A 25,218-nucleotide genomic window follows, 5' to 3' on the forward strand; every position below is an offset into this window, starting at 1 on the left:
AGCACCTGGGATGCGCGAGCTGTGGCGCGTCCGCTCGTGGCCCGCGGGTCAAAGGCGGATGACGATCAAGGCGATGTCGTCGGGGGCGCCGCTGCTGACGCCGAGGTCCGCGAGCAGGGCATCGGCGAGGCCTTCGGGCTCGCGGTCTCCATGGCGGGTGAGCGCGTCGGTGAGACGTCGCAGGCTGGCGTCGATGTCCTCGCCTCGGCGTTCGATGAGGCCGTCGGTGTAGAGCACGAAGGTGTCGCCCCGGGTGTAGCGCAGCTCGGCATGGGGGTGGGGGACGTGTTCGGGGCGGGCTCCCAGCGGAGGGTCGGTGGCCCGGTCGAGAAGGTCGAAGGTGCCGTCCGGGTGAACCAGGATGGGGGGCGGGTGGCCGGCGCTGCTGTACATGATGCGGGAAGCGCGGGTGTCGACAACGGCCTGGACGACAGTGGCGGCCAGCGCACCCTCCACGTCGCGTGCGTACAGGCCCAGGACGTCCAGGGCCCTCGCAGGCCGTTCGACGGCCCGGACAACGGCGGACAACGCGCTGCGGAGCATCCCCATGACGGCGGCGGCCTCCAGACCGTGGCCGACGACGTCGCCGACCGCGACGGCGAATCTGTCCTCGGGCAGGTCGACCACCTCGTACCAGTCGCCGCACACGTTCAGTGATCCAACTGCGGGCAGGTAGCGCACAGCGGCGTCCCGGTGCCGGGCCAGATGTGGCGAGTGGAGCATGGCCTCCTGCAAGGTGACGGCGATCTGCCGTTCCCGGGCGTGGGCTTGGCGCAGTTCCTCGTTCAGTCGTTTGAGCTCAAGCGCCCGTGCGTACAGTTCGACCTCCCTCGCCTCCACGTCACTGAGCGCACCGCCTTCTCGCAGGCGGGGGCGGGAGCGGATGAACGAGGTCACGTCCTCTCCGCGGTGGAGGATCCACTCCACCTGCCCGTCCGGGCCGAGCACCGGGGTGTTGATCGCGGACCACCACCGCTCCTCGAACACGCCGGACCGGTCGGCCACGGGAATGTCGTACTTCATCGGCGCCATCGTGTCCGGCTCTTTCGAACGCAGGACCCGGTGCAGGGAGGCGCGAAGATTCCGCACGCCGTCCGCAGCCGGGTCCGCCGGATTGTCGGGGAAGGCGTCGAAGAGATAGCGCCCGAGCAGATCCTCCCGGGTACGGCCGGTCACCCGGCAGGCCGCCTCGTTGATGTCGGCGAGCACCAGATCCGGGCTCAGCACCATGCAAGGGCTCGGGGTGACAGTGAACAGCGCCTGGTAGTCGATCGCCGGCCTTGCCACACGGTGCGACTGCGCATCCTCATCAGGGCTGCTCTCGTCCCTCACTCTTACGTTCTACCGCTCGTCGGCACCCTGGGCACCCTGGGCACCCTGGGCACTTCACCTGTCTCCGGTCCGTAGGCACCTTCCACCTGCCCGCGTCACCACCTCGCGGGGCCTTGACGGCGCCGGCGCAACCGCGCCGAACGGCTGCCCGCCGACTTCGCCGACCAGCTCGCCGGCTCAAGCGATCACGGCAGGTCACGTGATCACTCGGCCGCGCTCACCGACCTCGGGACCATCCGCCCCCGCAGCGACCTCGTGCATGGCTGGCCCGTGGGCCAGGAGCTGGGCCGGCCCCGGCTGCCGGGCCTGGGTGCTGCCGGCGCAGCTTCCGGGCTGAACCGGGCCACAGAACAGCACGCGTCCCTCGGTGTCCGTGAGGATCATGGACTTCACCGCGTTCTGCTCGGTCTTGCAGCCCCGCCGCGCGAGCAGGGGCCGCGTCTCGCCGATTGGGCAGGTGATGGTGGATCGGTCCATACCGAACCAGTAGGCCGGCCGTCTTGAGTGGTGCCATGGCACCGGCAGTGATCTCTGCCGCAGGCAGCCCACGACCGGCACAAGCTCCTGGAACAGTGTCACTGGGCCGGGATCGGCTGGGTCAGGTTCACCGGGTTGCCGTCGGGGTCCTGGATGTGGGCGACGCGCTGTCCCCACGGCATGTCGTTGGGGCCGCTGCGGACCGAGCCGCCCAGAGCCTCCACGCGGCCGAGCGTCTCGTCGACGTCGTCGACACCGATGCTGAGCAGCATCCGCGGTGCCCCCCTGGTCCCCAGATCCGTCTTGGCCACCAGCCCGAGGTCCGTGTCGCCGATGCGCAAGCCGCGGTAGAAGGCCGGTCCTTCCTCCGGTACCCGGAAGATCTCCTCGGCGCCGAACAACTTCGTATAGAAGCCGAACAGGACGTCCTGGTCGGCAGTCAGGATCACTGGCTGGATGGTGGACATGGCACTCCTATCGAGAACGGTCGGTCGCTGAGTAGACCGTTCTCGGACGGTGAACTCATCGGCAGAGCCGCCCAGCGCTCTCAGCTACCGTCTGCCTCGACGCCGCCTCGCAGCCCCCATTCATCAAGCCCCGAGTAGATCAACGCGATGCGGCCCTTTGGGGAACCGAGGGACTCGGCCTCCCCGGTGTAGAGCGCCACCAGAGAGTCAGAACCTCTCCACCAGGTGTCGGCAAGGCCCATCACCTCGCGCACCGGCTCGTAGCCGTCCAGTTCGATGCCCTCGACGTCCTCGCCGACGAGCTTCGTGACCTGCTTCGCCCACATGGACGCGTGGTGAGCCAGGGCGAGCGATTCCACCCATCCCTCGATGGAGGCGTGGAGAGGCGCCCACCCATCGGCATGGATTCCGAACTGACCAGACGGACTGATCATGAATGAGTAGGGGACCGCGGTTCGTTGCGTGCCGGCTTCGAACCACCACCCTGCCGAGTCTGATTCGGGCGAGTCCGGATCGAGGTACTTGGGGCCTCCGTCGTACTGCGATGCGGGTGGCAGTAGCAGGCCGCCCCATCTCTCCTGGTAGGCCGCCATTCGGTCGATCACTGCTGCCGGGACGTCCCGCTCAAGCCACCACTGCCGGTGCCCCTCCACGGGCCGGACGTCGACCTTGATGCCGTGTGCGCCGACGAACGATCGGGCTCGTCGCGTCAAGCCATCAGGCACATCGTTGAAGAGGTTGAGATTCACCAGGGCGACGCTACCCAGTAGCCCGAAGGACCACGGGCGCGGGCCCCTCTACGCGTCCGGCGACACCGCGACAAGCCGAGCTGAAGCGGCTTCTCTACGGGGAAACCCCAGCCGAGCGGCTGCATGAACTCCTCATGGCCTGATCAACACGACCGTGTGTTGCGACGACCCCTAGAAGGCGCCCTGCCTGGTCAGGGGCCATTGATCTGGCGGTGGGCGGGTCTGGCATCGAGAGGCCCCCTACGACGTGCAGCGGCAGGTCCCGGTGCTTCCGAACCAGTCTCGATGCACCGGCCGCCTCACCGCACGGCAACCCCGCAAGGCGAAAGCCAGATGGGCACAACGGTGCTGGGGCAGTGATCGACGCAGGTCTATCCCCAACAGCGTCTTGCCCACCATCCGTCGCCGGGCGAGGCGAAGGGGTCGGGCCAGGTCTTGGCGATGTAGAGGTCGTCGAGGGGTTGCACCAGACGCCGCAGCTCACGCGCCGCCTGTCGCGGAAGAGCGTGCATGGCCGCTTCCAGAACGCCCCGCTCGTCGGTTGTGTAGAAGGGGTTGCACAAAGGGCAACCGCAACCACCGGAGAGAGCACGGCTGGGGCGGTGGGCTGTTCGTGACCACTGCTGCATGGCCTGGGCTATCGCCCCAGGCCAGAGCCGATCGTGTTCGAGGCGGGAAACCGCTCCGGCAAGCTTGCCGGAGCCCCGCGGGATCCCAGGCGCTGGTGATTCATGCGTCTGCCGCCTCGGGTGACGTCCGGAGGCGCGGACTCGGGACGGCCGATTACGCGGCATCGTCCTTTCTGAGGTTGCTGTTCACGGGCCCAGCATGCCAGATCCCAGGACGGCTTCGCGCCCGGATTGCGCGTCGGGCGGGTCGTCTCGCCGGTGCGGCGGGCTTGGTTCCTCAGTGGGCTCGCGTACTGCGGTGGCCAGGCCGTTGAGGCGGGATGGAGCGGTGCATGGCCGGAGGTTCGGGTCTTGCCAGGCTGGCCCCAGCCCGCGAAGGTGATCACCTCAAGAGAGGCCGATCATGCAGGTGGTATTGCAATGAGCTTCGATCTCTATGTCTGGCACGAGCCGATGCCGATCACGGTCGACCGGGCACTCCTTGTCTGCCAGAGCTTGGCAGACGGCGATGACACCGTTGTTCAGCCTGATCCGCGGAATCTCGCCCTCCTGGATGATCTGCTGGTCGGATTCCCCGACCCCGACAACCCGGATGACGATGAGATCGATGACCTCGTGTGGAGCGTGAGTCCCGACGCGAACAAGCATCGGTTGATCCTCTGTGTCGGCTGGTCACGGGCCGACGGCTTCTCTCGTGTGGTCTTCGCCCTTGCGCGAAAACACGGCTTGACCTGCTTCGACCCTCAGCGCAACGAGGTCCACAACCCATCGACGCACTGAGCCATAGTCCGACGGACGGCGCGCCGGTATGTACGAGAACACGGCCCTCCGCGAGCAACTCGCGGAAAGGTCAACCGTGGTGGTCCCTCTTGATCGCGGGGGCGCAGTGCGAGCACTACCACCGGCATCATGGCCACGACTGACGCTCGGGATGGAGCAAAGCGTCACGCCGGTGGCTGGGCGAGTTTGACGGCCACGGCGTCGAGGACCCAGTCCAGGCCGGTCGCGAAGGATGCCTCGGCGTCCACGTCCGTGCCGTCGCGCACGGCTTTGGTCAGCGCCGGGAAACGGCCTGTGGCCAACATTCTCGTCAGATATGGGCCGGAGGCGCGCTGCCACTCGTGCCTGGACAGGCCCGAGGCGCGCTCGGCCCGCAGGTTCGCGATCTCGCGCCTGATCGCGCCGGTGAAGTAGGAGCTGACGGTCTCCACGGCGCGCATGACGGTGTCGATGTCGGCAAGGCCGTCGAGGGCGGCCAGCGTGGCTTCGGCCACGGCGAGACCGTTCGGGCCCAGGGTCGGGCGGCCGCCGAGCAGGTCGGCCAGCCATTCGTGCCGGAGAGCGGTCTGCCTGGTGCCGTTGGCGAGGTTGCGCAGCGCCTCCCGCCAGCCACTGGACCGCTCCTCGGGGAGGATCTCGGCCTGGACCTCGTCCACCATGAGGTCGAGCAATTCTTCCTTGGTGGCGATGTATCCGTACAGCCGCATCGGGCCGGCGTTCAGCCGGGCGGCGACCTTGCGCAACGACACCGCTTCCAGCCCGCCCTCGTCGGCCAGCGCGATGGCGGCGGCGACGATCCGCTCCCGGTCGAGCGGCACAGGGCGAGTCGGCGGCTCCGGCCGGTCCCACACAGTCATGGTGACATCGTACTGTTGCGATGCATCGTATAGGGGCAATACAGTGTATCGACATGAGACAACGAATCGCCGTGGTCGGGAGCGGTCCTGCGGGGCTTGCGTTCGCCCGTGTCCTGCACCGCCATGGCCACTCCGTCGCCGTCCTCGAACGCGATCCCGCCCCCGACGCCCGCTCCCCGGGCGGCACGCTGGACCTGCACGAAGGGATGGGTCAGCTCGCGCTGGACAAGGCGGGGCTGCTGGCGGAGTTCCAGGCGCTGTCCCGTCCCGAGGGCCAGGCCATGCGCATCCTGGACACGGACGGGACCGTCCTGCGCGACTGGCGACCCCGTCCGGATGACCGGGCCCATCCCGAGATCGACCGCGGTCAACTCCGTGACCTGCTGCTCGGCCCTCTCGACGTCCAGTGGGGCCGGAACGTGACGCAGGTGGTGCCGGGGACCCGGGACGGCGTACGGGTCCATTTCGCGGACGGGCGACAGGAGACGTTCGACCTCGTGATCGGCGCGGACGGCGCCTGGTCCCGGGTGCGCCCCGCAGTCTCGTCGGCCACGCCGCACTACACCGGCGTCACCTCGATCGAAACCTCCCTCGACGACGTCGACACCCGCCACCCCGACCTCGCCCGGCTGGTCGGCGATGGTTCCGTCGCTGTGTACGGCGTGAACCGAGGTCTCGTCGCCCAGCGCAACAGTGGCGGGCACGTCAAGGTGTACGCCCAGTTCCGCGCGCCGCTGGACTGGCACCCGAACCTGGACCCGGCCGACTCCGAGGCCGTGCGATCGAGCCTGCTGGCTCTGTTCGACGGCTGGGCCGCTCCCGTCCTCGACCTCCTGCGCCACGGCAGCGCCTTCGTCCACCGCCCCCTCTACGTCCTGCCCGTGTCCCACACCTGGACCCACGTCCCCGGGGTGACGCTACTGGGCGACGCCGCCCACCTGATGCCCCCACTCGGGGCGGGCGCGAACCTCGCGATGCTGGAAGGCGCCGAACTCGCCGAGTCCCTCGCCACCGGCCCTGAAGACCTGGACGAGGCCGTCCGCGCCTTCGAGGAACAGATGTGGGCGCGGGCCAGCAGGTGGGCGAAGATCACGACGGCTGGTCTGGAACGCCTCGTGAGTCCGGACCCCGGTGAAGCCCTCGCCCTCTTCGACCAAGTCCAGCCATCCTGACTGTCGGGACCCGGCAACGTTGCGGATTCGGCGTGTGCGGCCACTCACGGCCAGAACTTCCACAACGGTCGTGGCTGAGGACTCTTCGGCTGTACGGAGCTGTAACCGGTTGGAGGCCGCGAGCGGGTTCTCGGCGTCCCACGGCTCGTTCAAGGTCATCGCCCGCGGCAAAGTCCACTCAACAGGATCGTCCGCCGACACCGCGCCGCTCGTCTCCACCTTCACCCCTCACCTGGTTCGGGATGGAAGCCGGTCACAACCCTGGCACCTCGATGCTTGGCGAAGTCCCGTGGAGACCCACCTGGGTTCTGGTCATTCTGGCGTGCAGGCCAGATCGATCAGCCGGTGGATGACCGTTGTGGGGAGCGCCGGGTTGCCGGCCGCGGCCTGTGCGGTGGCTGGGTCGCGGAGTAGGCGGATGAGGTGAGGGATCGGGAGCTGCGGGTTTTTGATGGCTGCTTCGCGGATCCGGTGGGTGGAGTCGAGCAGTCGCAGGACGGTGGCGGGCGAGAGTCGAGGGTCGGCTGCGGCGCGTGCCCTCACCAGCTCGTGTGGATCGTCGGCGAAGCGCTCGGCGAGGTCGCCAGGCCATTCACCACGCCCACCAGTCGCACCAAATCTTCCGGCGGCGCGATGTGGCTCAGCCCGTGCAACCACGCGCGTCGCATCGATGGCATTGCAACCAGAGCCTCGATCCCCGCGAACAACCCTGCCCAGTCGTCCGCAGCATCCTCCGCACCTCGCATCGGCACTCGAACACGGTAGCGATTACTCCTGCGCTTCGCGTTTCGCGCGTTGCCGGTTCCGCGACGCAACGGCCGCAGAGCGAAGGCGATCCCCGACTCCGGCTCTCTCCCTCCCCCGGCGCGGGGCGGTGCCGAACGAGGCAGCATCATGCTCGTCATGGACGGCGCAGGCGAGAAGATCAAGATCTGGTTCCGGTTCATTCCTCGCGAGGGATGGTTTCCGCAGGACACCGAGGGCCTATGGGTGACGAAACTCAGCGAGGACACCGCCAGGGTGCAGAACGTCCCTTTCCTCCAGGACGGAGTGGCTGAAGGTGACGTGGTGCGATTCGCCACCGACTCCGATGGACTCCACTGGGCTGTGGGGCGGGTCATCGCCTCTGGCAACTGCACCGTTCGCGTTGTACCCGTCCCCGATGGCCCCCTGGGACGCAGCCCTCATGCCGTGCACCAGCGCCTTTCAGCATTCGGGCTCGGAGGGGAGGTCTTCAGCGAGGAGTTCCCCATGGTGGCTTTCACCGTTCCGGCTGGAGCAGACTTCGCCGGCGTCAAGGCGCTCCTGGCTCAAGGTGAAGGAGAAGGCTGGTGGCACCATGAGGTCGGCTGCGCCAACGACGAGTGGTGGAACGCCTGACCCACGTGCCCCGACTGTCCACCGGCCTTCATGGGAAGGTCCCTACCGCGGCAGCGGGACCACAGGCGCCTGCGACGGAGGCGGCCAGGGCCGCATTCTCCAGCGTCAGGGGGCTGATGGCCGTCGCGTAGCTCTTGAGACGTTGTTCGAGCTCAGCGCAGTGCTCAATCAGCTTGGCATGCTCGACCTTGAGATCATCGTGTTCGCTGAGTCGCGCGGCGAAGGCACTGGGAGTGACTGCTGCGGACTGTACTCGGGCCGTGATGGCGCCCTGGGTGCCGTCTGCGTCGGTGATGGGCCTGACCGGCAGCAACGGCGGCTCGATCCGCCCCCACAGGTCGTCCGGCACCATCCACGGAGGACCGTTCCCTTCCCCATGACTCGTTCAACGAGGCGGCCAGGAAGGGGATCTGGCTACGACCAGGCCATCTCTTAGATGCTCCAACTCCCTCAGCTGACGGCCTGGAAAATAGGGTGCGGTCGGCTGAGCTGGGGTGATAGGTAAGCGATGTGACAGAGAGTCTTGAGTTTTCCGCCCTGCTGCACCTGATCGACGAGCGGTCGGCCGCGTTCCGGAGTGCGGTTGCCGCCGCGCCCAGCCTTGACGCGCCGGTGCCGTCCTGCCCCGAGTGGACGTTGTTCGATCTGGTGCAGCACCTGGGTACGGGCCAGCGCTGGTGGGCCGCGATCGTCGCCGCGGGCCCGGCCGAGGCTCCGCCGGCCAAGGATGTCGCGGAGGTGCCGCGCGAGGTCGAGGCGCTGCTGGCCTGGTACGCCGAGTCGAACGAGCTGCTGCTGAGTGCGCTGCGCGAGGCCGGCGCGGAGCGCGAGTGCTGGGCGTGGTGGAGCGCCGGCGTGTCGCCCGCGAATGCCTGGGGCGTTGCCCGGCGCCGGGTGCACGAGGTGCTGGTGCACACCTACGACGCCCAACTCGCCGCAGGCGCCGTGCAGCCGATGCCGGCGGACGTCGCGATCGACGGCGTGGCCGAGTTCCTCGACACCTGCAACTCCACCCCGGCGGCCTGGCCGCACGAGCCCGCCACCATCCACTACCACGCCACCGAGGGCCGCTCCTGGCTCCTCGCGTTGGACGGTACCGGCGCCTGGCCCGCACCCCTCACGGACGACGCCGCGCCCGCCTCCGCTTCGGCCACGGGCACGGCCGAGCGGCTGCTCCTCTTCGTCTGGGGCCGCCTCACGCTGAGCGACCTGAAGATCGAGGGCGACCAGCAGGTGTTCGAGCATCTGATCGCCTGGGAGCCCGAGGAGTAGCCAGCCAATACCGCCGGCGGACGGCCTTGATGACGTCCGCCCCGGTGAACATCGCGAACAGCTCCGCGCCCGCGCGGCGTACGGCCAGTACGGCCTCGTACAGCTCGGGTCCGGGCGTCTCAGCCGCACTGCCCAGGCCCGAACCCTGTTCCACGCCTAGTTCAGCGATGACCGGACGGATGCCGCGGTCCCAGAGCAGGCGGCGGTACTTGTCGTGGTCGTAGGCACGGTCGGCGAGCAGGGCATCGGGTCTGCGTCTGGCCGGCCGACAACGCCTGCGACCGCCGGAATCTCGATCCGGACGATGATGCGATGATGCGTTCGTGGTGACAGATGCCGAGTGGGTTCGGATTCGCAGAGGCCTGCGCTTCGGGCAGGTCTTCGAGGGCACCGTCGTGAACGTTCCTCGGCCCGGTGTGATCGGGATCTTCGTGGACATCGGCCTGGCCGTCGGAGGCTTCGTCGATGCTGCGTTGCTTCCGGATCAGAGTGAGGACTGGCCAGCGGAGGGCACCGTCGGTGAGTTCGAGATCTGGTGGGCCGACAGCCGCCAACAGATCCGGCTGAAGCCGGCCGATGCTCGGTATCTGCGTCGCGACTTCGCAGATTTCGTTGAACGCTTCCGTCCCGGTTGGCCGTCCGACGTTGGCCGTCCCGTCCGTGACCCAGATCCTCCGTCCCGCGATGAGTTGCAGGCCGAGCTTCGACCTGATGGGCCGTCGGCCGGCTCCCCATGAGTTCTCGTGAGGCGGCCGACGGCCTTGGTTTGAGCCTGCTCCAGCAGCACCTTCGCGACCGGGTCACCTCCGCGGCGCAAGACTTCTCGCCACAGAAGCGCACCAGAACCACAGCCGCTGAGCTACGTCGCATGACACCATGACGGGTTCATGGAAAGCGAGCCAGAACCATTTCTCGTGAACACCAAGCACGTTGATGGTCAGCTGCTGCAACTCATCGACAAACGCTGTCGCTGAAAGTGAGCGAAGCCAACGTGCCGGCCCCTGAGGTGCGTGCCGTGATCCAAGTACCGGGCCAGCCCTCTCTGCACCCCAGCCGTACGACCCCACCCGGCGGCCGCCGGCCTGGTCAGCGGTGACAGTTCGCCCCAGCGGCGCCGGCAGGTCGACGACGCCCTCGCCGCATCCGTCCTCGACTTCCACGACCTGGACCGCCCCACCGCACCGGCGGTCTCGGAACCGGCGACCGTGGCCGGCGTCGACCTCGCCGCCGCCCACGCCGCCCACCTCGCCCTCCGCCGCCCCGGACGACCGGTGCTCACCGCCCAGCCGGCCGAACCCGCGCAAGGTCCACCCCGGGATCGAGACCGTCGAACTCCCCTGAGGTCAGCCTCATCCCAACTCGCGCTCAGTCGGTCGCCTCGTCAGCCTGGACTATCAGGTTCTCGACCCGGCCGGGGTGGGAGAGCATGACCAGGTGGGACGCGCCGTCGACCACGACCGTGCGAGCTCCGGCCCGGCGGGCCATGAACTTCTCCGTCGCGGCCGGGATCGCCCGGTCGGCCCCGGCGACCAGGTACCAGGACGGGATCGTCTTCCAGGCCGGCACACCGCTCGGCGCCTGGAGGGCGGCCAGGTCCACCGGGCGCTGCTGGGCGGCCAGCAGTTCGGTGTCGGATCCTCGCAAGTCGGCCGCCATGACGGTGCGGAACTTCGCCGGGTCGACGTATCCGTCCGCTCCGCCGCCGCCCGCGACCGCGTAGGGCCGGACGACGAGCGCCTCGCCGAGCCGGCTTCCGGGGTTGAGACCGACCAGCGCCAGACCGCTCTCGCCCTGGTCGGGAGCGAAGGCCGCGATGTACACCAGGGCCCTGACGTTGGCGTGCCCCACCGCGGCGTTGGTGATCACCTCACCACCGTACGAGTGGCCGACCAGAACCACCGGCCCGGAGACGGAGTCGAGGAGGCTGCTGACATAGGCCGCGTCGGAGTCCAGGCCCCGCAGCGGGTTGGCCGCGGCGATGACCGGATAGCCGTCGTGCCGGAGACGGGCGACGACCCCGCTCCAGCCGGAGGAGTCGGCGAAGGCGCCGTGGACCAGGACGACGGTGGGCTTAGGAGCGTGCCGGGCCGGGGCGGCCACCGCCGACGGAGCGGGTGCCGAGGAGGCCGGGGAGACGGCCGACACGGTCAGGACGGCGACGGCCAGGGCGGCCGGGATGGCCACGCGCCTGTGGAACCAGCGGTTTCCGGGCTGCGGGACTGACGGGGTTCCAGGCATGGCGGAGTCCTTCTCCTGGTAGGGCCGCTGGCTGGTCTGCGGCACGTCTGGGGCAGTGCGTGGTGTACGGGATCGCACGCGCAGGGTGGGCGGTGGTCAGGCGGTCGGCGGCGGGCCCGCGACGCTCACGCGGAAGGACTCCGCGGAGGCGAGGATGTTCCCGATGTCGAAGGCGGGCGCCACGTCGTCGAGGCGGGTGGCGGGAGTGCCGTTCGCGCTGAACCACTCCTCGACCCGCGACGGTGTGAAGGCCACGGCGAGACGTGCGGTCTCCGAGCGGACGAGGTAGCTGTGGGGCACCCCGCGCGGGCCGAACGCGATCTGGCCCGGTTCGAGTTCGTGGCGCTGGTCGCCGACGAAGAACGAGACCTCTCCGTCGAGGACGATCCAGACCTCGTCCTCGTCGGCGTGGATGTGGCGCGGGGGCGCGTGGCCGGCGGTGTCGAAGAACTCCATGACGCTGAGGGCTCCGCCGGTCCTGCTGCCGGGGACCAGGATCCGGGCCCGGCCGCCGAGGAACCAGAAGGGTTCGCCGCCGTCTGAGGCGAAGGTGTTGTCGGGAAAGGGCGCGATCACGACGTGCGCCCGAGGAAGGAGAGCAGGAGTGCGGTCGTCTTCACGGGGTGCTCCTCGTAGATCCAGTGGCCGGAGTCGGGGACGACGACCCCGGTGACCTTCTTCGCGTACCGGCGGACCTGGTCGGGTACGGCCTCGCCGAGGCTGCCCGAGGCGCCGATCGCCAGGACCGGCATGGTCAACTTCGTCCGCCGGTTGACGGCGTTGTCCTCGACGTCCTGAGGGAAGGTCCGGAACCACTTGAAGCTCGCCGACAGGTGCGCCGGGTCCTTCAGGGCCTCGGCGAACACGGCTGTGTCGTCGTCGGTGACGGAGCCCTTGCGGACTTCGAGGCTGTCGACGAATCCGCCCACCCACTCCTTTTCGCGGCCGGCCACGACCTTTTCGGGAAGGCCGTTGGCGAGGGAGAAGAAGCCGAAGTTCCAGGCGGCGGGGCCGGCGGCGGTCAGGGACGGGAACGTGTAGAGGCTCGCGTCCGGGATCGGGGCCTCGCTGAGGACGAGCTTCTTCACGTCGCCGGGGTGCGCGGCGGCGTAGGAGTAGGCGACCATCGAGCCGATGTCGTGGCCGACCAGGCGAATGTCGTCGGCGTGCCCGATCCTGCGGAGCAGTGTGTGGACGGCTGCGGCCATCGACTTCTTGTCGTAGCCGTCGACCGGGGCGTCGCTCTTGCCGGCGCCGGGCAGGCTGGGCGCGATGACGGTGTAGTGCTGGGAGAGCTCCGGCAGGAGGGCGCGCCACTCGTACCAGGTCTCCGGGTAGCCGTGGAGCAGGACGAGGGTCGGACCGTGGCCGCCGATCACGTAGTCGAGGCCGGCGGCCTTGTGCTCGGTGAACCCGGCCGGTACCAGGGGGGCGGCGGACAGGGGCGCGGTCATCCCGGTCTTGGTGGGCGGGGCCGCGGCGGAGACATCGGCGGCGGAGAGGGTGGCGGTGCTGAGGCCGAACGCCGCGGCGATCGCGAGCGGTGCCAGGACGCGTGGCCGGAAGAAGGCATGACGGTGCTTCAAAGGTGCTCCACTCAAGGAAAAGGCGTGGGTGTGGCGATGAGAGTGCTCGCGGCCGGGGCTGGGGTTACAGGGTGCTGACGAGACCGCCGTCGACGACGAAGTCGGACCCGGTGATGTTCGCGGCCCGGTCGCCGGCCAGGAACACGACGAGGTCGGCGACCTCGTCGGGGCGGGTGAACCGGCCGGTGGCGGCGTCGGCGGCGGCCCGCTCGGCCACGGCGTCGGCGGAGCCGCCGGTGGCGGCGGCGACCGTCGCGGCGACCCCGTCGCGCGCCAGCCACAGACCGGTGGTGACGGGGCCGGGGCTCACGGTGTTGACGCGGACACCCCGCGGGCCCACCTGCTTGGACAGGGACTTGCAGAAGTTCGACAGTGCGGCTTTCGACGCGCTGTAGTCGATCACGAGCGGGTCGGGCAGGAACGCGTTGACGGAGCTGACCGTCACGATGCTCCCCGCTCCGCGCTCCAGCAGGTGCGGGAGCGCGGCCCGGGTGGTGCGTACGGGGGCCAGGAGGTTGACGGACAGCGTCGCGGCCCAGTCGTCGTCGGTCACCGCGAGGAAGCCGTCGGTGCGGGGCCGGACGGCACCCACGTTGTTCACCAGAATGTCCAGGCCGCCGTAGGCGAAGGTCGCGGCGGCGACCAGCTCGGCCGGACCTTCGGGCGCGGTCAGGTCCACCGCGACCGTCAGGACGTCGCCTTCGGCGGCCAGCGCCCGCAGCTCGGGGGTGATCTCCCGCGAACCGGTCACGACCCGGGCACCCTCACGTACGAGTGCCCCGGCCACGGCGAGTCCGATGCCGCGGCTCGCGCCGGTGACGACCGCCGTCCTGCCGGTCAGGTGCAGATCCATGCCAGGGCCCTTCGACGGTGCCGGTGCTGTCGGTGGAGTGCGGTTCGGAGGAGCCGCCGTTCAACGGAGGCTTCGTTCAACGGAGTTGTCGTTCAACAGAAGGGCCGTTCAGAGGGAGTGCCGACGCAGCCACTCCAGTGCGGTGTCGGCGACCTCGCGCCAGCCGCCGTCGATCGTCAGCGAGTGTCCGCGGTCGGGGAAGTCGGTGATGTCGGTGACGGCCTCGGAGTGCCGGTACTGCTTGAGGGTGGCCCGGACGACGGCCTCCGGCACCGTGTGGTCCTTGCCGCCGGTCATCAGCAGCAGCGGTCCGCGCGAGCCGTTGGCGGTGTCGACCTTGGCCGGCGAGTGCGGGTTGAAGTTGGCGGCGGCGGCCTCGAACAGGGGCTTGCCCGGGGCGGGGATCGCCCATCGCTCGAACAGCTCGACCGACTCCTCCTCGGACACGGCGTTGCCGAACGCGAAGCGGAACTGGTCGGCCGTGAGGGAGACCGCGCGGTGCTTGTTGCCAGGGTTCTTGAACACAGGCAGCGTCGCGCGCAGCGCGGACAGCGGCAGCGGGAGCACTCCCTTGATCTGGGCGGCGTCGATCGCGACGGCGGCGGCCGCCAGGTTCTGCCCGAGGAGCTTCTGCGCGATCATGCCGCCGAACGAGTGCCCGATCACGATGGGCTGGACCGGCAGCTCCCGGATGATCGCCGCGTAGTGGTTCACCACCTCGTCGATTCCGTGGTCGGCGATGCTCTCGGGGTTGGCACGGGCCTCCTCGACGGTGCCGGGGTCGCCGGGCCAGCCCGGTGCGACCGGGGCGTAACCCTCCCGCTGGAACAGGTCGAGCCAGGGGGCCCACGAGCTGGCGTGCAGCCACAGGCCGTGGATGAAGATGACGGGGACGGGGGTCGGTGACGTCATGAGGACCTCTCGGTTCGGTCGGTGCGGTGGGTACGGCGAGATGATCGATACGGCGGTGCGGCCTGTACGGCAGCCAGGTGTCCGGCGCCGGGCCAGCACACCACGGGGGCGAAGGCGTTCGTACCGGGGAAAGACCCCAGTGCGTCGGTGCCGGAACCGGGGTGGACTCCGCAGTGGGGCCGGGGTGACACGCCTGCTCGCACGTCCGTTCCCGCCCCCACCCCCGCCGCCCGGAAGCCGCGGCTACGGACGGGTGCCGAAGGGGCCCAGGAGCCCGGCGTCGATCCGCAGCGATTCGAGCATGGTGGCCGCGTTGTCGAGGGTGAACACGTCGGCCGCGGCGAGGACGCCGGTGTACTTGGCGATCACCGGACCGGCCGCCTGCTGAGCGACGGCGTCCAGATAGGTCTTGAAGATCGCCCAGGAGTTCCCGGACGGGCCGTACTTCCGGAAGTACGGCGTCGGGTCCAGGGACATCGCGGCCTTCACGCTGTCGGTGAGGTCGGCGATGTACCGCTTCTGCACCTCGCCGTCGGCGCGCACCCCGAGCCGGCCGAGGTGTCCGCCGACCAGGGTCGTCCAGGGGTAACTCATCGCCGTGTCCTGGGCCTTCACCCAGGCGGGGATGTCCTGCGAGACGGCCAGGTTCCTGAACGGCACCCAGCCGGGATAGAGGACGTCCACCACCATCAGCGTCGCGTGGTCGGGCGCGTAGACGAAGATGTTGTCCGGGGAGTGGTTGGGGCCGTGGTGGGCGAGCTCCAGGCGTTCCCCGCCGACGCGCAGGTCGAGGTGGTCGTCGAAGGTAACGGTCGGGAGCGGCCGGTTGGGGTCGGCCTCCAGCCGGAGCAGCCGGCGGGTCTCGCTGTGCGCGATGCGCACGACGTGCTTGCCGAAGAGGTGGGCGGCGCCGATGTGGTCGGCGTGGCTGTGGGTGTAGACCAGGTGGGTGACCTTCGACGGCCGGCCGTTGGCCCGGGTGACCTCGGCGATGGCGCGCAGCAGGTTGTTCCCGATGGTCGGCGGCGCGTCGACGAGCACCACCCCTTCGCGGGTGCTCAGGAACATCGCCTGGTAGTAGGCGTCGGTCACCCAGTACAGGTTGCCCTTGATACGGCCGACGAAGTAGCCCTGCTCGTTGAGCGCGGGACCGGTCGCGGCGATGGGGACCGGGGCGAAGTCGGGGAGATCCGTCGAAGCGGTGGCGGCGTGTGCCGTGCCCGGCAGCGCCTCGCCGACGAGGACGGCCGCGGCGGGGACCGCCAGCGCGGCCGTCGCGGTCCTGAGGAACGCACGGCGGTTCGCGGTCGTGGTGGGGCGGAGTTCCGGTGTCATGGGTCGGGGCCTTCCAGGGGGCCGGCGGAGTCGTCGGCGGCGGGTGCGGCGACCGCAGGACATCACCCGCCTTTCCTGGTTCGTATCGGGGAGAACCCCCAGTCCCGGCGCGCGCCCGGCCCCCGACCGGACTGGGGTGCCGTCCGCCAGTGGCGGGCGACAGGCTCAGTTCTCGCTGGTCAGCAAGGAGTTGAGCTGTCGCCGGGAGGTGATGTCGAGTTTCCGGAAGATCTTGTTGAGGTGGTACTCGACGGTCGACTGCGTGATGAAGAGCCGGGTCGCGATCTCGGTGTTGGTGGTACCGCGCGCGGCGAGGGTGGCGATGCGCCGTTCCTGCGGAGTGAGGTCGTGCTCGGTGAGGTCGTGCGGGGAGCGGCCGGCCCGCTTGCGGGGGTGCGCGCCGGTGGCGAGGAGCTCGGTACGGGCCCGCTCGGCGAAGGCGGCCGCCCCCATGTCGGTGAACATCCGGTAAGCGTGGCCGAGTTGGGTCCGGGCGTCGGTGCGGCGTCTGCGCCTGCGGAGCCATTCACCGTAGAGGAGGTGGGTGCGGGCCAGTTCGGTGCGTACCTGGGTGCGGTCGAGGAGGTGCAGGGACTGGGCGAAGTGGGGTTCGGTCCGGTCGTCGTCGGCCGAGACCAGGGCCCGGCAGCGTTCCAGGAGTCCCAGGGCCCAGGGTGTGCCGGCCGGCAGGGCGCGTTCTTCGAGGCGGGTGAGGGCCCGTCGGGCCGTGGGCCGGTCGCCAGAGCGGGTGGAGGCCTCGATGAGATCGGGCAGGGCGCGAGGGGCGCCTCCGGGGTTGTCGGCGTCGAACGTGATGCGTGCGTGGGCGGCGGCCTGGACGTAGTGCCCCAGGCTGAGTTCGAGCACGGTCAGGCTGTTCCGGGCCCAGTCGGCCAGACCGCCGTGCGCGTGCCTGCTGGCCAGGTCGCGTACGAGGAGGTCTGCGGCCGTGCGGGCCGCCGCCTCCTGGCCGCTCCAGGCCAGAAGCTCCACACGGTAGGCCAGGCCGGGTGAGGGCTGGCCGATGACGGCGGCGAGGTCCTGCGCCTCGTCCAGGCACGCGGTGGCGGTGGCGAACCGGCCGGCCCGGAGTTCCCAGGTGGACCGGACCAGCAGGGTGGAGCGCAGTGCTCCCAGCGCGCCGATGGCGCGCTCGTGTGCCTCCACGAGCCGGGCTGCCTCCGCGCCGCCGGTCTCGTCCCAGACCTCCTCGGCGGCGTAGAGGGCCAGGGTCGCCGCGCGTAAGCCGTGACCGACCACGTCGGTGTCGCGTTCCAGGGCGGCGAGCGCGGCCTGGAGGAGAGGCAGAGCGGCCTGGTAGCCGCCGTGCATCCGCAGAGCGAAGCCTTCGAGGAGGAGATCGGCGCTGCTGGGGAGGGCGGCCTGCTCAGGTGCCGGGGGCGCGACCGCCGTGGTGACGGCCGACGGGGCGGCAACGGGTGGGGCGGCGGCTCGCGGGATGGTGAACGGTGAGGCCACGGTCGGCGTGGTCAGGGCCGAGGCCTCGGCCGACGGGGCGACGACCGCTGATGCCAGGGCCGCCGGCGCCGGAGCCGCCGGTACCAGGGCACGCGGGGTCACGGTCGGCGCGAACAGGGCGGGCGGTGCCAGGGCTGGCGGGGTCGCGGCCGGCAGGTTCGTGGCCACGGCCGGTGGGGTCGGGACCACGGCCGGTGCGGACCCGGCCGGTGCGGGCAGCGCTGGCAGCGCCGGCGGGCTCGGGGCCAGCGGGCTCAGGGCGGGCGAGGTCAGGATCGTCACGCCGAGTTCCTGGCGGGTCGTCGCGTCGTGTTCACCGCACAGCACGGCCAGGAGTCCTTCCAGCATGATGGACCGGGCCAGAGCGCGGTCCATGTCCGCGACCACGCCGGCCGCGGCCAGCAGCGGCGATTCCAGGCCCGCGAGCCGCCCGAAGTAGATGTCGGTGGTGGCCTGGGTGAGCAGGGCACTGGCCCGCAGGACGGCGTCGCCGCCGGCCAGGAGCGGCTGGGCCTGCGCGAGGAGGGACTGGGCGGTAGCGGGATCGCCCATCACGAGATGGGCTCGAGCGGCCTCGACGAGCCGCACCGCCCGGTTGGCCTGGGAGAGCTGTGCCGCTCGGGCCAGGAGGGCGGCCCGTTCGGCATAGCCGCCGCGCCCGCGGGCCAGTTCCGCCGCCGCGACCAGTTCGTCGGCCACCTCGTCGTCGAGCCCGACGGTCGCCTCGGCGCGGTGCCAGGCCCGCCGCTCGGGGTTGCGCAGTGCGTCGCTGACAGCGGCGAGCGCGGCGTGGACGCGCCTGCGCTCACCGGCCGGGGCGCTGCGGTAGACGGCCGAGCGGATCAGCGGGTGCCGGAACTCCAGCAACGGCCCGCCGGTGAGCACGCCCGCGGACACCGCCGCGTCCGCGGCCTGCGCGAAGACGCCCAGTTCCGCCGCCGCCCGCCACAGCAGCAGCGCGTCCTCGGGCGGCGCGGCCGACAGCAGTACCAGGAAGGTCCGGGTCTCCGGAGGCAGGTCCCTCACCAGACGTCCGAAGTGGTTCTCCAGCCGGGCTCCCACCGGCAGCGGTTCGAGCAGCGGGGTCGTCCCGGCCAGGTGCGCGGGGCTCAGCGCCTGGGCGCTCTCCAGCAGGGCCAGGGGGTTGCCGCCGGCGTCGGCCACGATGCGCGCGGCCACCGCCGCGTCCACCCGCCCCTCCACGCTGTGCCCGAGCAGCTCGTGCGCCTGGGCGCCGGCCAGTCCGCCGACCGTCAGTGTCTCCAGCCCCTCGAACGCGCCTGGTCCGCCCGGTTCCTCGCGGCCCGCGACCACCAGGCCCAGAGCCTCCGCGCCCAGCCGCCGGGCCACGAACGCCAGCGCGTCGCGGGACTCGCGGTCCAGCCACTGCACGTCGTCGACCAGGCACAGCAGCGGCTGCGCCGAGGCGGCGTCGGCCAGCAGCGTCAGGGCCGCCATGCCCACCAGGTAGCGATCGGCCCGAGGCGCGGCCAGCATTCCGAACGCGGAGGCCAGCGCCTCGTACTGGGGGGCCGGCAGCGACTCCAGACCGTCCAGGAAGGGCCGCAGCAGACGGTGCAGGCCCGCGAATCCGAGCCGCGCCTCGGACTCCGTCCCGGCGGTGCGTACGACCCGCAGGTCGTCCGAGGTCTCGGCGAGATGGTCCAGCAGCGTGGTCTTGCCGATACCGGCCTCGCCGACGACGACGAGCGCCGCGCTCATACCGTCACGCACGCCCGCGACCAGGTCGGACAGGGCCCGCAGTTCCTCGTGCCGACCGGTGAGCGGAACCCGGCGGGTGCGGGCTCCGGCCCGGGAGCGTCCAGTCATTCCCCCAGCAGACCACCCCGGGGGCCCCGGAACCCTGGGGATCGACCCTAGTGTGACCGCCGGCGTGCCGCCGAGACGCCACCGAGGTGCCGCTGCCTCCGCCGCTGCGATGCCGTCAGGGCTGCGGGGTCCGGAGCGCCTGTGCGAGGTGGCGGCGCGAGGTGATGCCGAGCTTGGCGTAGATGTTCGACAAGTGGTACTCGACGGTCTTCTGCGTGACGTAGAGCTCCGTCGCGGCCTCCTGGTTCGTCTTTCCGCCGGCGATGAGGTGGGCGACCGACAACTCCCGCTCGGTCAGCGCGAGTACGTGCTGCCGCGCGTGGGCGGGAGCGGTGAGTCCCATGGCGGCGAGGTCCGTCTCGCAGCGCCGCAGGAACGGTTCTGCCCGCAGGGCGTCGAATCGGTCGTGGGCCGACTTGAACCACCGTGCGGCCTCCCGCCGGGAGCCGGTCCTGGTCGCCACCAGGAGCCTGCCGTAAGCGTGTTCCAGCATGGCGCGGAACAGCGGGGCTTCCTCGCCGGCGTCACCGACCCCGCCGGTCGCTACGGGGCTCCCGGCGGCGTCGGGCCCCTCGGTGCCGTCCGACTTCCCGCCCAGAGCCTGGGCGTAGATCGCCAGCGCCTCACGCGGCCGCCCCTGGGCTTCGGCGAGTTGGCCGCTGAGCCGGGCGCCCACGACCCGCAGATATCCACTGCCGTCGTCACCGCGCCAGAAGTCGTCGAGGGCCCAGGCGGCGGCCGCCAGCCGTCCCGTCCCGGTGAGCGCTTCGACCAGCAGGGACTGCTGCCACAACCACAGGGGCTTGAACCGCAGGCGCACCCGATCATCCTCGGCCCCGGCCTCGTCCCCGTTCCCGTTCCCTCCCCCGTCCTCGGCTCCGGTTCCGGTCACCGGCTCGACCAGCGGAGCCAACGCCCTCACCATGGCGGCGTGGTCACCCCGGGCCTGCGCCAGCACCGCCCCCGCCAGTCCGGCGTACACGAGCTCCGCCGGTGGATCTCCCAGCATCCGGTTGATCCGCTCCAGGGCCTCGACGGACTCCTGGGCCGCCTCCCAGCGCCCGCGCCCCGCCTGTACGCACACGGCCGCGAACCACGTGGCCGCGTCGCCGAGGACGTGGTCGTGGGCCGCGGCGATCGCGAGCGCCCGGTCCGCCGCGCCCTCACTGGCACTCCAGTCACCCGCGAGGTACTCCACCACCGCCAGCAGCGCCGACGACAGATGGCTGAGCTTGGACCCCGCGCCCAGCCGGTCGCGGTGCGCCACGGTGACCAGATCGGCCCGCGCCGCGGCCAGCCGGCCCAGAAACAGGTGCATGACACCACGGGTGGCCAGCGTCGCGAGCTGGTCGTTCGACGCCTCGGCGGCCTCGACGGGAAGGTGCGCCACGTCCAGCAGCGCCGCACCGGGCCCCTGGTCCCACATCCGGCCCGTGGCCAGGACCGCGCGGATGAAATCGGACGTGCCCGCGTCGAGGTCACCGATCGCCAGCGTCTTGCCCGCGATGTCGGCCGTCCGCGCGCCCCGGCACTGCCGGATCGTGATGACGGTCAGAAACGTACCGGCCAGGAGCGCCACCCAGCTCGCGTCCGGATCGGCGAGCGCCTCCTGCCAGGCCTCGGTCAACCGAGCCTCGGCCACGGCCAGCCGGCCCTCCAGGAGGTCCATGACCCCCAGCACGCAATTGCGCAGCGTTCCCTCCGCGCACTCCTCCACCTGCGCCCTCAACCGAACGGCGGCCCACGGCTGCAAGGTCAGCAGCCACTGCGCACAGGCCGTGAGCAGACGCCGCTCCCGTTCCAGACGGTCGTCGGACAACGACGATGCCCACAGCAACCGGGTGGCGGCCAGGGCGTTGCGGCCGGCGAGGGCCTCGGCGTTCGCCGAACGCTCCAGGTCGGCCGCCAGAACAGGGTCATCGGACGTGGCCGCGGCCACACGATGGGCCCACGCCGCTCCCGAACCCACCACCTCGGCCGCGGAGTTGTGCAGTGCGCGCCGTCGCTCGGGTCCGATCCCCGCGTAGACCGCGTCCCGCTGCAACCCGTGCACCAAGGACACCGGCCCCACGGAATCCGTCGGCCACCATCGCACCAGACCCGCCGCCAGCGCCGGTTCGAGCGCCCGCACGGCGTCGTCCACCCCGGCCACCCGCGCCACACCCACCAGGGGGAACCGGCCGTCCAGCACCGCCAGCGCCTCCACCAGGGCCACCGAATCGGCGGGAAGGCGCCCCAGTACGGCCCCGATCCCCGCCCGCAGCGACTGGTGGACCGGCCACCGCCGTGCCGAAGCGTCGCCCAGCACCTGAAGCGGTACCTCAGCCAGGACCGTGCGCACGTAGAGGGGATGGCCCTTCGTGTAGCCGTGCAGCCGTGTCACCAGCTCCGGTGTCACACGCACCGCCAACAGCCGCCGGGCCAACTGGTCGACCTCGTCCTGTCCGAGTCCGCCGACCTCGACCCGTGCCGCCCGCTCGACGGACCGCACCAGCCGTTCCAGCGCCTCCCCGCTCTGCCCGCTGTCCGTACGGGTCGCCATCAGCACCAGCACCCGGTCGGCCCAGAGACGGCGCACCACGAATCCCAGCACCTGCGAGGACAGCGGATCGGCCCAGTGCGCGTCGTCGACGACGACCGCGACCCCGCCCCCGGACTCCTGCAGCGCGCCCAGCAGCAACAACAACTGCCCGCCCAGGGCGTGCGGCGACACCCCCGCCGCGTCCGGCCGCGCCAGCAGCGGGAACCGGGCCGCCAACTCCCTGTCGACCCGCCGCACCAACTGGCTCAGCACGCCACCGGGCAGATCGGTTTCCGAGGGATCGCCCACCGCCCACAGCACCGTGAAGTCATCCAGCGAGGAGACCGCCCGGCGTATCAGAGCGCTCTTGCCGATCCCCGCCTCACCCTCGACGACCGCCAGCCACGCCTCACCGCCGCGCACCTTGTCCACACACGCCGCGAGCCGCTCGGACTCGGACCGCCGCCCGACGAAGACCTCACGTTCATCGTTCGCGCTCGCGTCGGACGCGCTGCCGGCCACGCTCATGTCTTGGTCTCCCGGAGAGGACGGATCGGGGCGTGCGCCGCAGGTGCGAGCGAGATCATCTTATCGTCGACGCCCTTGTCGAGGGCGGGAGTTGAGGAGTGATCCCACCGGTCGGACGCGCGCTCGTCCAGAGCTGAGTAGCTGTATCTCAACCGATCAGGGAACGTGTGGGCCGAACAGGGTTCCCGGCCGGGCGATCTTCCGGCTGTGCGCGCATGAAGGCAGGGCTTCTTGGCAGTTCGGGGATGCGAACCAACCGACTCTCCCAGGAGGCCGTGTTGTCACCTGTGTAAGCCGCCCAGCCCGCATGTGTAAGCCGCCCGGCCCCTCGACTCCAACTCGCCCGTCGTGTCGTGCGATTGTCTCGCACACGCGTACGGGAACACGGCCGATCGTCCGGAGCGGCCGACGCCTACTGCGGATACCCGATCTGGGCGATGTCCTCGGCCAGATCTTCAAGCCGAACCTCCGGGTTCAGGGCTGAGACGACCTCCTGTGTGAGCGGCTTGAGGTCATACACGTGCCGGATCGCCTCCATGGGCGGTTCCACTTCGTAGTAGCTCTCGGCGAACTCCAGATAGGCCTCGGCCTTGCCCTCCAGCAGGAGCCCGAACAACCACACAGCGCCATCGGCGTCATTCTCGTCCTCATCCGGGATCCGGACGTCGCCGCACCTCCACGCGGAGTCCGCGTTCTCTCGCCACAGACAGACGGTGGCCCGAGGAACACCGTTGTGGTCCTGGAAGGCGGGCTCCTGCGCAAACGGACGGAAAGCCTCGGGAAGCGAGTCGAACATGCCGGGCCACGGCGCCGGCGGCGAGCGACGATATGCGGCGATCGGCGACTTGTGGTTGTTCGCCTGGGCATAGACCCCGGCCGCGGAGAAGACGACGGCGTAGTCGTTGCCGGAGCCGTCGCGCATCGAGGCCATCTCCTCATCCGGCGCCCACTGAGCGTCGTACGAGTAGTAACGCCACTGCCACTCCGGGCTCAGGACGGCGTCCAGCATCGCCATCGCCTTCGAGCGGGCACGCACGGCCTCGGGTTCGGGCAGCTGTTTGATCACTTCGTGGACACTCATGAGGCAATACAACCGGAGACCACTGACATGCCTCCATCGCCCCGGTGCTCTCATTTCTCGGCACCATTCCCGACCAGGACTCGGCGAAGGCTCGCACCGAGGTCAGGTCCGACACGTCGAGCGGTCGGATGCCAAGGCGACGGTCAGCGCGGCGACCGCGCGTCGGGCCGCGTCGGTGTCGCGCACGCCGAGCGCGACGCGGGCACCGGCACGAGCGAGCTCACGTGCCCAACTCCCCCGCGGCGTTGGCGCGATGGGAGCGCCACGCGGTGGGCCTGCGGTGGAGCCAGACCAAACGATTCCGACCCCGTCCTCACACCGGCCATCGAAAGATCCTCACGCACGGCAGGCACGGCAGGCACGGCAGGCAGGCATGTGCTGAACGACGCCCGGAGCACGGTGCCTCAATGGGACGGTGGGAGGCTTTCAGCCAGCCGGTCGACGCCGTAGCGTTGCGATCACCTTGCGCGGATCGACGGTCGCGACAGCTGAGTGCGCGGCCAGCGGCAGCACTGGGGCGAGCACGAGAATCTCGAACTCGTCCGGCAACGCGAACAGCAAGGCGCCGTCGGCGCGACACAGTGCGGCGAAACTGATCGGTGCGGGTGCCACGAACCGATCACTGCGGTAGCACCGCATCACGTCCGCCGGTGAGAGCCGCTCCGCCCGGCGCCTGAACACTTCGAGCAGCAGCGTGGTCAGATCACCACCGGACATACCCTCGGTCAGCAGCTCCGACAGTTCCGTGCCGCGAGGCCGTCGCAAAATGCGTCGCAACGCCGGGTTGGCCGGGACTTCCCCGTCGGGCTCATCACGCCTCATGAGGAGGCAGTATCGCCGGACGGTCTCCGCTGGACGAGGGATTATCCGGCGCGCGGACGGTCATGCCGCTGCGGCTCGGGGCGTTCGACGAGCCGGCCGCGAAATGCTGACCGAGGGATGTCCCGCTTCTCCTGTGCGGCCATCCCTGAGGAGCACCGTCGCCGGGGACCGCAGCCGGAGCCACGCTGGACTCCAGGAGTCCGTCGGCGATGAGTTCTGCCGTGGCTTCCAGTCTCTATCAACACACCCGGACCAACGAACTCGAGGATCACGTCATGACCACGACCTACACCTTCGACGTCTTTTCCAGCCTCGACGGCTTCGGCGCCGCCGGCGGCAACTGGACCGGCTACTGGGGCAAGCAGGGCCCCGAGCTCCTCGACCGCCGCCTCGCCCTGTACGACGAGGACCAGCGGATGGTCTTCGGAGCCAACACGTACAGGGCGTTCGCGCAGATGATCGCGGCGAGCACCGACGAGTCCGACGTGCGCGACCCGTGGGTCACGCGGATGAGGAGCCTGCCGGCCACGGTGGTGTCGTCCACCCTGGAAGGACCTCTCGACTGGCCGGATGCGAACGTCGTGAGCGGCGACGCCGTCGACGTCGTCGCCCGTCTCAAGAAGGACTCCGACGTTCCCCTGCGCTCGCACGGCAGCCTGTCGATGAACAGGGCGCTGATGGCCGCAGGTCTGGTGGACCGCGTCCAGGTGACGCTCTTCCCGGTGATCACCGGTCAGACAGGGCTGGACCCCATCTTCCAGGGTGCGGCCGACTTCGACCTCGAGCTGATCGAGCACCGGACGCTCGACGGCCACATCCAAGAGCTCGTCTATCGACCCGTCCTGCATGTCTGAGAAGGGCGTCGAGCCCCTCGTCGAGCACCCGGAGCTTGCGTTGCCGGCGGTCGCTACCACCGGG

At 70.4% G+C, this 25,218-nt stretch carries 23 protein-coding genes and 1 pseudogene; 6 read left to right on the plus strand and 18 right to left on the minus strand.

Features of this window, described 5'->3' with window-relative positions:
* Positions 1-48: 48 nt before the first annotated feature.
* From ACF07B_RS20630 to ACF07B_RS20650, 5 genes are all read right to left on the minus strand, one after another.
* Complete coding sequence (locus ACF07B_RS20630) at positions 49-1,230, minus strand: PP2C family protein-serine/threonine phosphatase (RefSeq protein ID WP_392180190.1); 1,182 nt, start codon at positions 1,228-1,230, stop codon at positions 49-51.
* Positions 1,231-1,527: 297 nt separating this feature from the next.
* Positions 1,528-1,809, minus strand: coding sequence for a hypothetical protein (locus ACF07B_RS20635; RefSeq protein WP_392179948.1), 282 nt, complete (start codon positions 1,807-1,809; stop codon positions 1,528-1,530).
* A 98-nt stretch (positions 1,810-1,907) separates the two neighbouring features.
* Positions 1,908-2,276 carry a VOC family protein gene (locus ACF07B_RS20640; protein WP_392179949.1) on the minus strand — a complete coding sequence of 123 codons (369 nt, stop codon included), beginning with the start codon at positions 2,274-2,276 and terminating at the stop codon, positions 1,908-1,910.
* Positions 2,277-2,356: 80 nt separating this feature from the next.
* Positions 2,357-3,025, minus strand: a complete 669-nt coding sequence (locus ACF07B_RS20645; RefSeq protein WP_392179950.1) for a hypothetical protein — start codon at positions 3,023-3,025, stop codon at positions 2,357-2,359.
* 371 nt (positions 3,026-3,396) lie between these two features.
* A complete protein-coding gene (locus ACF07B_RS20650; RefSeq protein ID WP_369480393.1) occupies positions 3,397-3,537 on the minus strand; it encodes a hypothetical protein in 141 nt (46 codons plus the stop codon).
* A gap of 537 nt (positions 3,538-4,074) precedes the next feature.
* Here ACF07B_RS20650 and ACF07B_RS20655 point away from each other — a divergent pair.
* Entirely contained in the window at positions 4,075-4,434 is a 360-nt protein-coding gene (locus ACF07B_RS20655; protein ID WP_392179951.1) for a hypothetical protein, read from the plus strand.
* A gap of 164 nt (positions 4,435-4,598) precedes the next feature.
* Here the strand turns inward: ACF07B_RS20655 and ACF07B_RS20660 are convergent, their stop codons facing one another.
* On the minus strand, positions 4,599-5,291 hold the full coding sequence (locus ACF07B_RS20660) for a TetR/AcrR family transcriptional regulator (RefSeq protein WP_392179952.1): 693 nt from the start codon (positions 5,289-5,291) through the stop codon (positions 4,599-4,601).
* A gap of 53 nt (positions 5,292-5,344) precedes the next feature.
* Here ACF07B_RS20660 and ACF07B_RS20665 point away from each other — a divergent pair, with 53 nt between their 5' ends.
* Both ACF07B_RS20665 and ACF07B_RS20670 read left to right on the plus strand, forming a co-directional pair.
* Positions 5,345-6,463 (plus strand): FAD-dependent oxidoreductase, encoded by a 1,119-nt coding sequence (locus ACF07B_RS20665; RefSeq protein ID WP_392179953.1) that lies wholly within the window; start codon positions 5,345-5,347, stop codon positions 6,461-6,463.
* Positions 6,464-7,357: 894 nt separating this feature from the next.
* Positions 7,358-7,843 (plus strand): DUF4265 domain-containing protein, encoded by a 486-nt coding sequence (locus ACF07B_RS20670; RefSeq protein ID WP_392179954.1) that lies wholly within the window; start codon positions 7,358-7,360, stop codon positions 7,841-7,843.
* 28 nt (positions 7,844-7,871) lie between these two features.
* On the opposite strand, the gene ACF07B_RS20675 is transcribed toward ACF07B_RS20670, so the two are convergent.
* Entirely contained in the window at positions 7,872-8,195 is a 324-nt protein-coding gene (locus ACF07B_RS20675; RefSeq protein ID WP_392179955.1) for a hypothetical protein, read from the minus strand.
* A gap of 158 nt (positions 8,196-8,353) precedes the next feature.
* Between ACF07B_RS20675 and ACF07B_RS20680 the strand changes: the two genes are divergently transcribed.
* Entirely contained in the window at positions 8,354-9,115 is a 762-nt protein-coding gene (locus tag ACF07B_RS20680; protein ID WP_392179956.1) for a maleylpyruvate isomerase family mycothiol-dependent enzyme, read from the plus strand.
* Between the two features lie 130 nt (positions 9,116-9,245).
* Here the strand turns inward: ACF07B_RS20680 and ACF07B_RS20685 are convergent.
* A pseudogene (locus ACF07B_RS20685) lies at positions 9,246-9,406 on the minus strand (IS5/IS1182 family transposase); the annotation flags it as partial.
* 32 nt (positions 9,407-9,438) lie between these two features.
* Here ACF07B_RS20685 and ACF07B_RS20690 point away from each other — a divergent pair.
* Positions 9,439-9,852 carry a hypothetical protein gene (locus tag ACF07B_RS20690; RefSeq protein WP_392179957.1) on the plus strand — a complete coding sequence of 138 codons (414 nt, stop codon included), beginning with the start codon at positions 9,439-9,441 and terminating at the stop codon, positions 9,850-9,852.
* A 628-nt stretch (positions 9,853-10,480) separates the two neighbouring features.
* On the opposite strand, the gene ACF07B_RS20695 is transcribed toward ACF07B_RS20690, so the two are convergent.
* The 10 genes from ACF07B_RS20695 to ACF07B_RS20740 all read right to left on the minus strand — a co-directional run bounded on the left by ACF07B_RS20695 (position 10,481) and on the right by ACF07B_RS20740 (position 24,300).
* Entirely contained in the window at positions 10,481-11,353 is an 873-nt protein-coding gene (locus ACF07B_RS20695) for an alpha/beta fold hydrolase (protein WP_392180191.1), read from the minus strand.
* Positions 11,354-11,449: 96 nt separating this feature from the next.
* On the minus strand, positions 11,450-11,929 hold the full coding sequence (locus ACF07B_RS20700; protein ID WP_392179958.1) for a cupin domain-containing protein: 480 nt from the start codon (positions 11,927-11,929) through the stop codon (positions 11,450-11,452).
* Positions 11,926-12,939, minus strand: a complete 1,014-nt coding sequence (locus ACF07B_RS20705; RefSeq protein ID WP_392179959.1) for an alpha/beta fold hydrolase — start codon at positions 12,937-12,939, stop codon at positions 11,926-11,928. Before ACF07B_RS20705 ends, ACF07B_RS20700 begins: the two co-directional genes overlap by 4 nt.
* 64 nt (positions 12,940-13,003) lie before the next feature.
* Positions 13,004-13,792 (minus strand): oxidoreductase, encoded by a 789-nt coding sequence (locus tag ACF07B_RS20710; RefSeq protein WP_326783089.1) that lies wholly within the window; start codon positions 13,790-13,792, stop codon positions 13,004-13,006.
* A 108-nt stretch (positions 13,793-13,900) separates the two neighbouring features.
* Positions 13,901-14,704 carry an alpha/beta hydrolase gene (locus ACF07B_RS20715; protein WP_392179960.1) on the minus strand — a complete coding sequence of 268 codons (804 nt, stop codon included), beginning with the start codon at positions 14,702-14,704 and terminating at the stop codon, positions 13,901-13,903.
* Between the two features lie 243 nt (positions 14,705-14,947).
* Positions 14,948-16,039 carry an MBL fold metallo-hydrolase gene (locus ACF07B_RS20720; protein WP_392179961.1) on the minus strand — a complete coding sequence of 364 codons (1,092 nt, stop codon included), beginning with the start codon at positions 16,037-16,039 and terminating at the stop codon, positions 14,948-14,950.
* A 165-nt stretch (positions 16,040-16,204) separates the two neighbouring features.
* On the minus strand, positions 16,205-19,348 hold the full coding sequence (locus ACF07B_RS20725; protein WP_392179962.1) for an AAA family ATPase: 3,144 nt from the start codon (positions 19,346-19,348) through the stop codon (positions 16,205-16,207).
* Between the two features lie 115 nt (positions 19,349-19,463).
* A complete protein-coding gene (locus ACF07B_RS20730; protein ID WP_392179963.1) occupies positions 19,464-22,397 on the minus strand; it encodes an AAA family ATPase in 2,934 nt (977 codons plus the stop codon).
* Positions 22,398-22,809: 412 nt separating this feature from the next.
* On the minus strand, positions 22,810-23,463 hold the full coding sequence (locus ACF07B_RS20735; protein ID WP_392179964.1) for a hypothetical protein: 654 nt from the start codon (positions 23,461-23,463) through the stop codon (positions 22,810-22,812).
* A 441-nt stretch (positions 23,464-23,904) separates the two neighbouring features.
* On the minus strand, positions 23,905-24,300 hold the full coding sequence (locus tag ACF07B_RS20740) for a hypothetical protein (RefSeq protein WP_392179965.1): 396 nt from the start codon (positions 24,298-24,300) through the stop codon (positions 23,905-23,907).
* A gap of 275 nt (positions 24,301-24,575) precedes the next feature.
* Here ACF07B_RS20740 and ACF07B_RS20745 point away from each other — a divergent pair, with 275 nt between their 5' ends.
* A complete protein-coding gene (locus ACF07B_RS20745; RefSeq protein ID WP_392179966.1) occupies positions 24,576-25,154 on the plus strand; it encodes a dihydrofolate reductase family protein in 579 nt (192 codons plus the stop codon).
* Positions 25,155-25,218: the final 64 nt, after the last annotated feature.

It is taken from the genome of Streptomyces sp. NPDC015532 (genome assembly GCF_043078065.1).
Lineage (GTDB): Bacteria > Actinomycetota > Actinomycetes > Streptomycetales > Streptomycetaceae > Streptomyces.

Bases quoted from the DNA above. Each gene is read 5' to 3' on its own strand.
- ACF07B_RS20630 (WP_392180190.1), bottom strand. From the start codon at position 1,230: ATGGTGCTGAGCCCGGATCTGGTGCTCGCCGACATCAACGAGGCGGCC.
- ACF07B_RS20635 (WP_392179948.1), bottom strand. From the start codon at position 1,809: ATGGACCGATCCACCATCACCTGCCCAATCGGCGAGACGCGGCCCCTG.
- ACF07B_RS20640 (WP_392179949.1), bottom strand. From the start codon at position 2,276: ATGTCCACCATCCAGCCAGTGATCCTGACTGCCGACCAGGACGTCCTG.
- ACF07B_RS20650 (WP_369480393.1), bottom strand. From the start codon at position 3,537: ATGCACGCTCTTCCGCGACAGGCGGCGCGTGAGCTGCGGCGTCTGGTG.
- ACF07B_RS20655 (WP_392179951.1), top strand. From the start codon at position 4,075: ATGAGCTTCGATCTCTATGTCTGGCACGAGCCGATGCCGATCACGGTC.
- ACF07B_RS20660 (WP_392179952.1), bottom strand. From the start codon at position 5,291: ATGACTGTGTGGGACCGGCCGGAGCCGCCGACTCGCCCTGTGCCGCTC.
- ACF07B_RS20665 (WP_392179953.1), top strand. From the start codon at position 5,345: ATGAGACAACGAATCGCCGTGGTCGGGAGCGGTCCTGCGGGGCTTGCG.
- ACF07B_RS20670 (WP_392179954.1), top strand. From the start codon at position 7,358: ATGCTCGTCATGGACGGCGCAGGCGAGAAGATCAAGATCTGGTTCCGG.
- ACF07B_RS20675 (WP_392179955.1), bottom strand. From the start codon at position 8,195: ATGGTGCCGGACGACCTGTGGGGGCGGATCGAGCCGCCGTTGCTGCCG.
- ACF07B_RS20695 (WP_392180191.1), bottom strand. From the start codon at position 11,353: ATGCCTGGAACCCCGTCAGTCCCGCAGCCCGGAAACCGCTGGTTCCAC.
- ACF07B_RS20710 (WP_326783089.1), bottom strand. From the start codon at position 13,792: ATGGATCTGCACCTGACCGGCAGGACGGCGGTCGTCACCGGCGCGAGC.
- ACF07B_RS20715 (WP_392179960.1), bottom strand. From the start codon at position 14,704: ATGACGTCACCGACCCCCGTCCCCGTCATCTTCATCCACGGCCTGTGG.
- ACF07B_RS20720 (WP_392179961.1), bottom strand. From the start codon at position 16,039: ATGACACCGGAACTCCGCCCCACCACGACCGCGAACCGCCGTGCGTTC.
- ACF07B_RS20725 (WP_392179962.1), bottom strand. From the start codon at position 19,348: ATGACTGGACGCTCCCGGGCCGGAGCCCGCACCCGCCGGGTTCCGCTC.
- ACF07B_RS20730 (WP_392179963.1), bottom strand. From the start codon at position 22,397: ATGAGCGTGGCCGGCAGCGCGTCCGACGCGAGCGCGAACGATGAACGT.
- ACF07B_RS20740 (WP_392179965.1), bottom strand. From the start codon at position 24,300: ATGAGGCGTGATGAGCCCGACGGGGAAGTCCCGGCCAACCCGGCGTTG.
- ACF07B_RS20745 (WP_392179966.1), top strand. From the start codon at position 24,576: ATGACCACGACCTACACCTTCGACGTCTTTTCCAGCCTCGACGGCTTC.